Raw genomic sequence first — 9,636 nt, forward strand, 5'->3', positions numbered from 1 at the left:
AATTAGATTTATATCTAAATTTTCTTATTTGTGAGCCGCGCAATATCTGATCCAGACCATATACCACAACGAAATCCAAATAAAACTGATACTCCAGCCGGATATGACATCTGAAGGAAAATGTACACCCAGATAAACTCTTGAGATCCCCATCATCAGCATCCATACCACTGCACCGATCACGATGAGGGTATAACGGGAATGTTGCCGATGGATGTAAATTGCCAGACAAGCCAGACAAGCCGCATATAGACTATGGGCACTTGGAAAGGAACTTCCAAAACTTTCAACCAGATGCAAGGATTCTGGTGGTCGGGGTCGGGCAATTGCAAATTTCAACAGCCAAGCTAGGAGAATTCCTCCGATAATTCCGATACATATAAAAATTACGTTTGTACACTTTTTATACCACAGCAATGCAATACACCATAGCGTGGATAAAAATAATACAAATGGCATGCCACCTATTAAGGATAAGGACTGAGTAATTTGATTCCAAAACTCGGTGCGATACAGACTCATCCATTCCACAGCTTGCAAGTCGAGCTCGTTTAAAGCGGGAATATTCAGGATGAACACACTGAAAATTAAAAATAAAATACCGACAAAAAGTAACAAGTAATGCATGCCAAAAATCCTTGTCCTTTTAACCGTTCGCAGATCGGCCAATTGTCTGAACCAAAGTGTACTTGTCAGTACACTTTTTTTCAAGTGTGCGTATTTTATGCGAATTCCATTTTTTTCGTAAGGAATTTGTTGCTAAATATAGTGTAATTATCTCAGTTTTGAGTTTTTGTCGATGTATGATTTTCGTCAATTTCAATGCTTTGCTTGGGTGGCCAGAAGAAATCACTAGGTCGGGTCAGGAAGTGCGTCATGACCAGTTTTGCCAAAGGTTTCCACTGTTCAAAACGCACCCGGCGTGCGCGTAAGGCTACAATAATCGTCAGAGTGAAACTGACAAACAAGTTGGTCAGGCCAATGAGTAACACACCCAGAAAAGACACTACGATCAAGCCGATATCGGGACCATTGATCGTAATTAGACCCTGAATAAAGTTGGCAGAGGCAAAGGCGATATGGCGAATATCCAGTGGCAGACCGAGAATAAAACCAATGGTGCCCATACTGCCGAGCATGATCCCGAAAATAAAATTACCCGCCAGTGCACCCAGATTACGTTCAATATAGTCAGCAAAACGGTAAAGACGCTCTTGCCCCATCAGCTGCGATAAACGCACATGGGCTTTCAGTCGCGGGCCGACTTTGCGATAAACGGCCATATTGTCAAAATAACCGGCCAATAATCCGGACAGGAATAAACATACTCCGGCAATCGCTGCATGTGGAATTGCCAACGAAGTAAAAGGATTCAGGTCATGCAAGGTTTTGGCCGCCTTGGCATGATTCATTAAAGGTTCATGCAGCGCAAAATCCCACAACAAGGTAATCAATGCTGCTACAGGAATCGCAATCGAAATATTGCCCAAAATGGCGACAAACTGGGTGCGGATGATATTTACAATCAGCGCGGCCAGCTCGGCAATTTGAGCCATTTTCGAGCCTTTACGCTGCTGTACAGTAGCCGCCAGTGCGGCAGCAGTCATCGCCGGTTGTTTGGTCGCTACGGTAAAATGCAGCACATGAATCAGCATAAAGCCCAGCGAATAGTTCATGCTGTAGCTAAAAGCCTGCATTAACGGAGCCATGGTGAGGCGTGTCATCAGAACTTTTAAGGTGGCCATTGTCGCGATGATGGCACCAGCACCTGCAGCCGATTTATACATGGTCAGAAAGCCTTGCTTGTCGGTACTCACATAATGTTCACCGGTCTTGCTGGCATTTTCAGTCACTTGCAAAGCCAAAAGTTCACTATTGGTGGCCAGCAGGGCCCGCACACTGCGTTCGCTATAAATTGCTTCAGTAATGTCCGCCATAAACAGGCCAATGGATTGATAACGCAGATCATCGTCATCCATCACCATATTCAGCAGAATCTCGACCCGTTCCAGACATTGTTCCAGCAGTGCCAGCATATAGGTCAGGCTGACACTGACGCCAGTCCGCTTGGTAGAACGGCGAATCTTGGCCACGACATCATGACATTGTTCCAGCATCACCAGCGCTTGTGACGCATCCGGTAGGGTAATCGAATCGACTAAGGTGACTGTGTTATAGCGTTTTTTATATTCCTGAATAAACTCGTTAATCTCACGATTCTGTACCAGAAAAGGAGATTCATATTCCATCAGTTCAGGCTGGGCATTAATAAATTCAGGGTGCAGACCAATACCACTGATCCGGTAAGACAAAATGGTCAATGCCTTGATCAGTTGGTCTTTAATTCGGGTTTTTTCAGGCTGATTGGAATGTCCCTGATTCAGAACTGCAAATAAACGTTGCCAGTCGTCTTCATCAAAATAATCCAGCCAGTATTTGTCGGTACGGTGATAAAAAATCTTGCGGAATAATTCTTGGAGTTGCTGATGGTCGGGAATCAGCGGCAAGACATGTGCACCAAGGCGCTGGTTTAGCTGGTTCCAGAATCCATCTAGAGACAAAATGCCGGTATCGGAAAACAGACCGGTCTGTTTATAGCGGTTAATGATCCGCAGGGTAAAGGTTTGAAGCGTGGCAACCGCATTCGGGGTGAGTAATAAAGCCCGGATAAATGCATTGAATTTCGCTTCGATCTCTTCGGTATTTCTGCTGTCTTCAGGTCTGATTCTTTCAACCAGTTCAATCAGAAGATTTTCATCCAGCACCGCCCGAGGTTGTTCAAGCTGGTGTTGCATGTTTTGAAAAAGATCTAGAAAATTAATATGCATAGGCGAGTTTAAAAGTTACTGAATTCGGTGTAGGGCCAGTTTGGCCAGATTAATCAGGGCCTGACGATATTCGGAGTCAGGTAATGCCTGTAAGGCATCAATTGCAATTTCAGTTTCTTCTGTAGCACGTTGACGGCAATAATCCAGCGCACCAGATTCATTGACAATTTGAATGACCTGTTCCAGATGTTCCGTACCGCCAGTCGCAATACTGCGACGGATGATTTCATGTTGCTCACCGGTGGTGTTTTTCAGTGCCGCAATCAATGGCAGGGTCGGTTTACCTTCCATGAGATCATCACCAATATTTTTGCCGAGCGTGTCCGCATCGGAGGTGTAATCTAAAATGTCATCAATAATCTGGAAAGCATTGCCGAAATGTCCGGCAAAGGTTTTTAAAGGCTGACGGAATTCATCTTTATCCGACAAAATGGCAGCACCTTCGGTGGCCAGTTCAAACAGGCGCGAAGTTTTGCCATGAATAATATTCAAATAAGTCGCTTCAGTGGTTTCCGGTTGATGCTGGGATTGTAGTTGCAGCACTTCACCTTCAGCAATTTCACAGGTACCGGTCGAAAAATCTTTGAGCAACACCATGTTGTTCAGATCGACCAACAAATCAAAAGCACGTGAAATCAGAAAGTCACCGACTAAAACCGCAGTCTGGTTATTCCAGGTCGCATTGGCCGTCGGACGGCCGCGACGCAGACCCGATTCATCTACTACATCATCATGCACCAGTGTTGCGGTATGCAGCATTTCAATGATTGCAGCCAGTTTACGGTGCGGTTCTAAATTTTCAGCACCGCATGCCTTGGCGGCCAAAAGGCACATAATCGGGCGCATACGTTTGCCACCCGCTTCTACCACATGTTTGCTGACGGCCATCACTAATGCAACTTTTGAGGTAATTCCTTCATTAATGAATGTGTCCATCGCAGCAAAGTCGTTAGCAACAGGCGCGAGAATGTCTTGCTTAAAGTCGATGGTCATGTGAAAGAAAACCTCTAGTCTGGTAAATCGCTGGGCGTAGTTTAACAATTTATAACATGAGTGAAACCTAAGAAATGCATAAACTCCACTAAAAATCAGCTTTTTATAGATCTTATGTAGATTCGATCCAGATTTCGAGCCATAAAAATCAGGAAAGGTCAGGGGCATCGCCCTATTCGTCAGGCTGAGTATATTAATCAAACCGGCCGGATTTCTGCTGTATTATTTTGTTGCTGAATATATCTTGAGTATTTGATTTGATAGAAATTATTTAATATTTAAATAATTAGCGCATCCTGCTCATTATTATTTCAGTAAAATGGCTTGTTGTTTTTTTGAATATCCCTTAAAATCCTCGCCCTTAGATATCCCCCCAGTGGCGTACGTCTTAAGTTCGATATATTCCTTTATCGGCACGACGACACGGGCTTGTTTGGAGTACATTATGTACGCAGTAATCCAAAGCGGTGGTAAACAGCACCGTGTAGTTGAGGGTGAAACCCTTAAAGTAGAATTATTGAAAGCTGAAACTGGCGCGACTATTACGTTTGATGACGTATTGATGCTTGTTAACGGTGAAAGCATTCAAATCGGTGCTCCAGTTGTTGCTGGTGCTACTGTAACTGCTGAAGTAGTTAGCCATGGTCGTCACGACAAAATCCGCATCATCAAAATGCGTCGTCGTAAACACTACCGTAAACAACAAGGTCACCGTCAATGGTTCACTGAGTTGAAAATTACAGCTATTTCAGGCTAATTACGAGGAGTAAATAGACATGGCAACTAAAAAAGCCGGTGGTTCGACTAAGAACGGTCGTGATTCGAATCCTAAGATGTTAGGTGTTAAAGTTTACGGTGGTCAAACTGTAACTGCAGGTAACATCATCGTTCGTCAACGTGGTACTGAATTCCACGCTGGTCAAAACGTTGGTATGGGTCGTGACCATACATTATTTGCTACTGCTGATGGCGTAGTAAAATTCGAAGTGAAAGGTCAATTTGGCCGTCGCTACGTATCTGTTGACGCGTAATCCGCTGAGATAGAAAAAAGCCCACAATTTTTGTGGGTTTTTTTATGCCTGAAAATTAATGTCAAGATTAATCGACATTCCATAATGTAAAAATTGTCCTGAAATCTTCATAATGATGAACAAAAAAACCGATTTCGAATTAATAACAATACAAAAGTTCTTATTTTCTATCATTTTAGCTTTTAATTTTCGTTTAAGATGAGCTATCAAATAAATTGCGATCACGCAAAATATAAGGGTGAAATTATGAATATGCTTCGTAAAACCGTCTGTGCTATGGCTCTGGGTGCAGTGACTTTAGCACCGGTGATGAGTACAACCGTGTTTGCTGCACCTGTGGCAGCTTCGGAGCAACAGGCAATAGCCAGTCTGGTCAAGCAGCTCAATCATGTGCGTAGCATGACTGCAAATTTCGAACAAAGCACCAAGGTAACCAATCCAAGAGCGACCCAGAAAAAAGGTTTGACTGCACAACATATGAATCAAACCTTTAAAGGGGTGATGAAAGTCGCGCGTCCGGGTAAATTCTATTGGGAAACGACCGCACCGTCGAAGCAAGTCATTGCAACCACGGGTAAAACCGTATGGATTTATGATCCGGACTTGCAGCAAGCCGTTCGTCAAAGCTTAGATGAGCAGGTTGCCAATACACCGGCGTTATTGCTGTCAGGAAACACCAGTCAGATTATGCAGTCTTACCGGGTGACTCAGCCAAATAAAGGCAAAACCTATTACACGCTGTATCCTAAAAATACCGATGGTGTGTTTGAAAGCCTGACCATTAGCTTTGGCGCGAACAAAGCACCAAGCTTGATGATCTTGCAGGATTCATTGGGACAAACCACCAATATCAAATTTAGCAATGTAAAAGTAAATAGCAGTATTCCAGCCTCTACCTTTAACTTTACTCCACCAAAAGGTACTGACATCATTGATCAATAAGCATCAATATGAACCAAATAAAAAAGCAACCTTTCGAGGTTGCTTTTTTATTGCCGATCATCAGGATTATTTTGGATAGGCTACAAGGTTCAGCTATATCTAAACACAAGAGCATCTTAGAATAAATAAAAGTCGAGTCAATGAAATTGCAAAATTTTTGGAGCTCAGGATGAAAATTAATCTATTGAAAACTGCTGAAATTTACGCTGTCTTGTTACTCACTGTGGGTATGATGGGTTGTCAGCCTCACTCCAGCTCAGTGGCAACGATTGCGCAAACAGATCGGATTACGCAAATTGAAGCCAAGACCGTTCCTGTGAAAGGGGCAGCCAAAGTGGTGTGTGAACTGGAAGGTTGCGTATGCTTCGATCTACAAACGGTGGACAGTAATATTGACTGGATTGATCAATATTTTATTGAGCGCATTCAGCATACCGAACCTGTTGCATTCACCAAGGTCACCCAGAAAAATCCTAAAAAAGCCGATGAGCCGCATTATCTGGATCAGCGCTTTATCAAGGTGGAATTTGTCGATCAGCGTGCTTATCTGGCGACTTTTGCCTTAAAAAGTTCCAATCTGGCAAGGAATAAAAATGCTTCTCTGAAACATGTGGAATATATCAATTTTGATCTAAAGCAGAGAAAACGTTTGGCCCTCTCTCAACTATTATTAAATGGCGGTGAGCAGAAACTGCTGAATGCAATGTATCAGGCCAATACTCAATGGCTGAGTACGCAAAGGATTCAACAACAGCCGTTAAAATTGAGTGATAACTATTATTTTGACAGGTCTGGTCTGGTAATGGTGTATCCGGCAGGCGAGTTAGCTCCGGCGGCAACAGGAATGCCTGAATTAAAAGTGTCCTATGCGGATTTAAATGAAGTGATTCAGCCTGAATATTTAGCCATTTTGCAGTAAGAAGCTTCCTAAATATTGTACTAATAGGACGCAGCTAGGGTCAGGGTCACTGTATTTTTTGACGTTAAGAGCTTACACTATAGCCAGTTTTTTTCTTCTGCAAAGATTGATTATGATCGACCCGAAATTACTCAGAAATAATATTGAGGCTGTAAATGTAGCCTTGGCAAAACGTGGTGTTCAACTCAATGTTGAAGAGTGGGCGTCCCTAGAAGCACGCCGTAAAGAGATTCAGTCCAAGACAGAAACCCTGCAAGCTGAACGTAATGCCGGTGCCAAACAAGTCGGTCAAATTAAAAAAGCAGGTGGTGACGCATCTGAAATCATGACACGCATGTCTGCGATTGGTGATGAAATCAAAGCGGCTGAAGCAGCACTGGCTGAACTGCAAACTGAGCTTGAAGAAAAATTACTGTCTATTCCAAACTTGCCCGATGAAGCTGTGCCTGAAGGTAAAGACGAAAGTGATAACGTGGAAATCCTGAAATGGGGTACACCGCGTGAATTTGATTTCGAAATCAAAGACCATACGGATCTGGGCGAAATGATGGGCGGTCTGGAATTTGAAACCGCGACCAAATTAACCGGTTCACGTTTTAGCGTACTAAAAGGTCCATTAGCACGTTTACAACGTGCCATTACCCAGTTCATGCTGAATACGCACACAGACCAAAATGGGTATACTGAAGCCTATGTGCCTTATCTGGTCAATGCAGACTCATTGCGCGGTACAGGTCAGCTGCCTAAATTTGAAGAAGATCTGTTTAAGCTGCAGGGTGAAAAAGAGTTTTATCTGATTCCGACGGCTGAAGTGCCAGTGACGAATTTCGTACGTGATGAAATTATTGATGCAGACCGTCTGCCATTGAAATATGCAGCGCATACACCATGTTTCCGTAGTGAAGCAGGTTCTTATGGTCGTGATACCCGCGGTTTGATCCGTCAGCACCAATTCGACAAAGTCGAAATGGTTCAGATTGTAAAACCTGAAACTTCGATGCAAGTGCTTGAAGAATTGACTGGCCATGCTGAAGGCATTTTGCAAGCACTCGGACTTCCATATCGTAAAATTTTACTTTGTGGTGGTGACATGGGCTTTGGTGCGACCAAGACTTATGACTTGGAAGTCTGGGTACCAAGCCAAAATACCTACCGTGAAATTTCTTCATGCTCAAACATGGGGGATTTCCAGGCGCGTCGTATGAAAGCGCGTTACCGTGCTGATCAGAAGAAAACTGAATTTGTGCATACCTTGAATGGTTCAGGTCTGGCCGTGGGTCGTACTTTACTTGCAGTGATGGAAAACTATCAACGTGCCGATGGCTCGATTGAGATTCCTGAAGTATTACGTCCATATATGGGTGGTGTGACTTATATCGACTAATTGTCGATCTCAGCATCCCTAAATGTGCATGAAAATTGCATAGACAGTCAGATTTATAATTTTGAGGTAGTTCGTGGATATTTTTCCAATCTCGTTAAAGTTGCAACAGCAACCTTGTCTGATTGTCGGTGGTGGACATATTGCATACCGTAAAGCACTTTTACTTCAAAAAGCAGGTGCGATCATTCATGTGATTGCGCCTGAAATTGAAGAGAGTCTGCTGCGAATTGTGCAAAATAGCCAAGGACAATATGTGCAGGCGGCTTTTCATCCTGAAGTTGCGTTACGTCCATATCGACTGGTTATTGCAGCGACTGACGATGCAGAGACCAATCGTCAGGTCTTTGAACTGTGTGAAGCGGAAAATGTCCTGGTCAATAGCGTTGATGATCCGCCGCATTGCCGGTTTATGGTGCCTGCGATTATTGACCGTTCGCCCTTGGTCATTTCGGTGGCATCGAATGGCACGTCGCCGGTATTATCGCGGCAGATCCGTACCCAACTGGAAACGACTATTCCGCATGGAATGGGCAAGCTGGCTGAATTTTCAGGAAAATGGCGCAGTGCGGTTAAGGCTAAAATTGTCAATCCGGATGAACGCCGTATTTTCTGGGAAGATTTATATGCCAGTTCGCTAAAAGAACAGGTGTTCAACGACAATATTGCGGAAGCAGATCGCCTGATTGAGCAGGCCTTACAGGAATGGCAACAGCCGAAAGGTGAAGTCTACTTGGTCGGTGCGGGTCCTGGTGATCCAGAATTGTTGACCTTAAAAGCCTTGCGTTTGATGCAGCAAGCCGATGTGGTGATTTACGACCGACTGGTTTCAGCGCCAATTATGGAGCTGTGCCGCCGCGATGCGGAAAAGATCTATGTGGGTAAGGCGCGTTCCAATCATGCGGTTCCGCAAGATGGGATTAATGCTTTATTGGTCAAATATGCCAGTGAAGGAAAGCGGGTTTGCCGTCTGAAAGGTGGTGATCCATTTATATTCGGGCGTGGCGGTGAAGAGATTGAAGAACTATTTGCTGCTGGGATTACTTTTCAGGTGGTTCCAGGTATTACTGCAGCTTCAGGATGTTCAGCCTATGCCGGCATTCCATTAACCCATCGTGATTATGCGCAAAGTGTGCGTTTCCTGACTGGTCACTTAAAAGAAGGTTCGCCAGAATTGCCTTGGAATGAGTTGGTCTATGAAAACCAGACCTTAGTGCTGTATATGGGGCTGGTGGGACTGGAGAAAATCTGTGCAGAATTAATCGCTCATGGTCAGCGAGCCGACATGCCAGTGGCCTTGGTTTCTAAAGGTACGACGCCTGAACAGAAAGTTGTAGTAGGAACGCTTGCCGATATTGCATCCAAAGTGTCCGAACATCAGATTCAAGCCCCGACTTTGACCATTATTGGTGAAGTTGTACGCTTACGTGAACAATTGCAATGGCATGAGCGAGGATAAGCAAAGCACTGCTTTGCCCGAGCGCAAGACGAAGGCTGTGCCTGAAGTAAGAGGATAAGCAAAGCACTGCTTTGCCCGAGCGC

The 9,636-nt window shown here is 44.1% G+C and carries 9 protein-coding genes; 6 read left to right on the forward strand and 3 right to left on the reverse strand.

Annotation, left to right across the window (positions count from 1 at the left end; all coding sequences use genetic code 11):
• Positions 1 to 24 precede the first annotated feature (24 nt).
• The 3 genes from NI470_RS11150 to sdsA form a co-directional block, all read right to left on the reverse strand.
• Positions 25 to 627: a phosphatase PAP2 family protein gene (locus NI470_RS11150; protein WP_253148377.1), complete on the reverse strand. Its 603-nt coding sequence runs from the start codon at positions 625 to 627 to the stop codon at positions 25 to 27.
• 152 nt (positions 628 to 779) lie between these two features.
• The gene (locus NI470_RS11155) at positions 780 to 2,828 is read right to left on the reverse strand and encodes a site-specific recombinase (protein WP_253148376.1); all 2,049 of its coding nucleotides are present in this window, start codon (positions 2,826 to 2,828) and stop codon (positions 780 to 782) included.
• 15 nt (positions 2,829 to 2,843) lie between these two features.
• Entirely contained in the window at positions 2,844 to 3,821 is a 978-nt protein-coding gene (gene sdsA / locus NI470_RS11160; RefSeq protein ID WP_004280641.1) for an All-trans-nonaprenyl-diphosphate synthase, read from the reverse strand.
• 445 nt (positions 3,822 to 4,266) lie between these two features.
• Here sdsA and rplU point away from each other — a divergent pair, with 445 nt between their 5' ends.
• The 6 genes from rplU to cysG all read left to right on the forward strand — a co-directional run bounded on the left by rplU (position 4,267) and on the right by cysG (position 9,553).
• Positions 4,267 to 4,578 (forward strand): 50S ribosomal protein L21, encoded by a 312-nt coding sequence (rplU, locus tag NI470_RS11165; protein WP_004280640.1) that lies wholly within the window; start codon positions 4,267 to 4,269, stop codon positions 4,576 to 4,578.
• Between the two features lie 19 nt (positions 4,579 to 4,597).
• Complete coding sequence (rpmA, locus tag NI470_RS11170; RefSeq protein ID WP_004280639.1) at positions 4,598 to 4,852, forward strand: 50S ribosomal protein L27; 255 nt, start codon at positions 4,598 to 4,600, stop codon at positions 4,850 to 4,852.
• Between the two features lie 246 nt (positions 4,853 to 5,098).
• Positions 5,099 to 5,794, forward strand: coding sequence for an outer membrane lipoprotein periplasmic chaperone LolA (gene lolA / locus NI470_RS11175; protein WP_153566871.1), 696 nt, complete (start codon positions 5,099 to 5,101; stop codon positions 5,792 to 5,794).
• 169 nt (positions 5,795 to 5,963) lie between these two features.
• Positions 5,964 to 6,713, forward strand: a complete 750-nt coding sequence (locus NI470_RS11180) for an RsiV family protein (RefSeq protein WP_153566827.1) — start codon at positions 5,964 to 5,966, stop codon at positions 6,711 to 6,713.
• A gap of 112 nt (positions 6,714 to 6,825) precedes the next feature.
• Positions 6,826 to 8,097 (forward strand): serine--tRNA ligase, encoded by a 1,272-nt coding sequence (gene serS / locus NI470_RS11185; protein ID WP_153566828.1) that lies wholly within the window; start codon positions 6,826 to 6,828, stop codon positions 8,095 to 8,097.
• Positions 8,098 to 8,170: 73 nt separating this feature from the next.
• The gene (cysG, locus tag NI470_RS11190; protein WP_253148375.1) at positions 8,171 to 9,553 is read left to right on the forward strand and encodes a siroheme synthase CysG; all 1,383 of its coding nucleotides are present in this window, start codon (positions 8,171 to 8,173) and stop codon (positions 9,551 to 9,553) included.
• Positions 9,554 to 9,636 lie beyond the last annotated feature (83 nt).

The sequence above is a fragment of the Acinetobacter lwoffii genome (assembly GCF_024129115.1).
GTDB classification, from domain to species: Bacteria; Pseudomonadota; Gammaproteobacteria; order Pseudomonadales; family Moraxellaceae; genus Acinetobacter; species Acinetobacter lwoffii_T.

What these genes read in the sequence shown, in the direction of transcription:
- NI470_RS11150 (WP_253148377.1), bottom strand. Translation starts at nt 627, where the DNA reads ATGCATTACTTGTTACTTTTTGTCGGTATTTTATTTTTAATTTTCAGT.
- NI470_RS11155 (WP_253148376.1), bottom strand. Translation starts at nt 2,828, where the DNA reads ATGCATATTAATTTTCTAGATCTTTTTCAAAACATGCAACACCAGCTT.
- sdsA (WP_004280641.1), bottom strand. Translation starts at nt 3,821, where the DNA reads ATGACCATCGACTTTAAGCAAGACATTCTCGCGCCTGTTGCTAACGAC.
- rplU (WP_004280640.1), top strand. Translation starts at nt 4,267, where the DNA reads ATGTACGCAGTAATCCAAAGCGGTGGTAAACAGCACCGTGTAGTTGAG.
- rpmA (WP_004280639.1), top strand. Translation starts at nt 4,598, where the DNA reads ATGGCAACTAAAAAAGCCGGTGGTTCGACTAAGAACGGTCGTGATTCG.
- lolA (WP_153566871.1), top strand. Translation starts at nt 5,099, where the DNA reads ATGAATATGCTTCGTAAAACCGTCTGTGCTATGGCTCTGGGTGCAGTG.
- NI470_RS11180 (WP_153566827.1), top strand. Translation starts at nt 5,964, where the DNA reads ATGAAAATTAATCTATTGAAAACTGCTGAAATTTACGCTGTCTTGTTA.
- serS (WP_153566828.1), top strand. Translation starts at nt 6,826, where the DNA reads ATGATCGACCCGAAATTACTCAGAAATAATATTGAGGCTGTAAATGTA.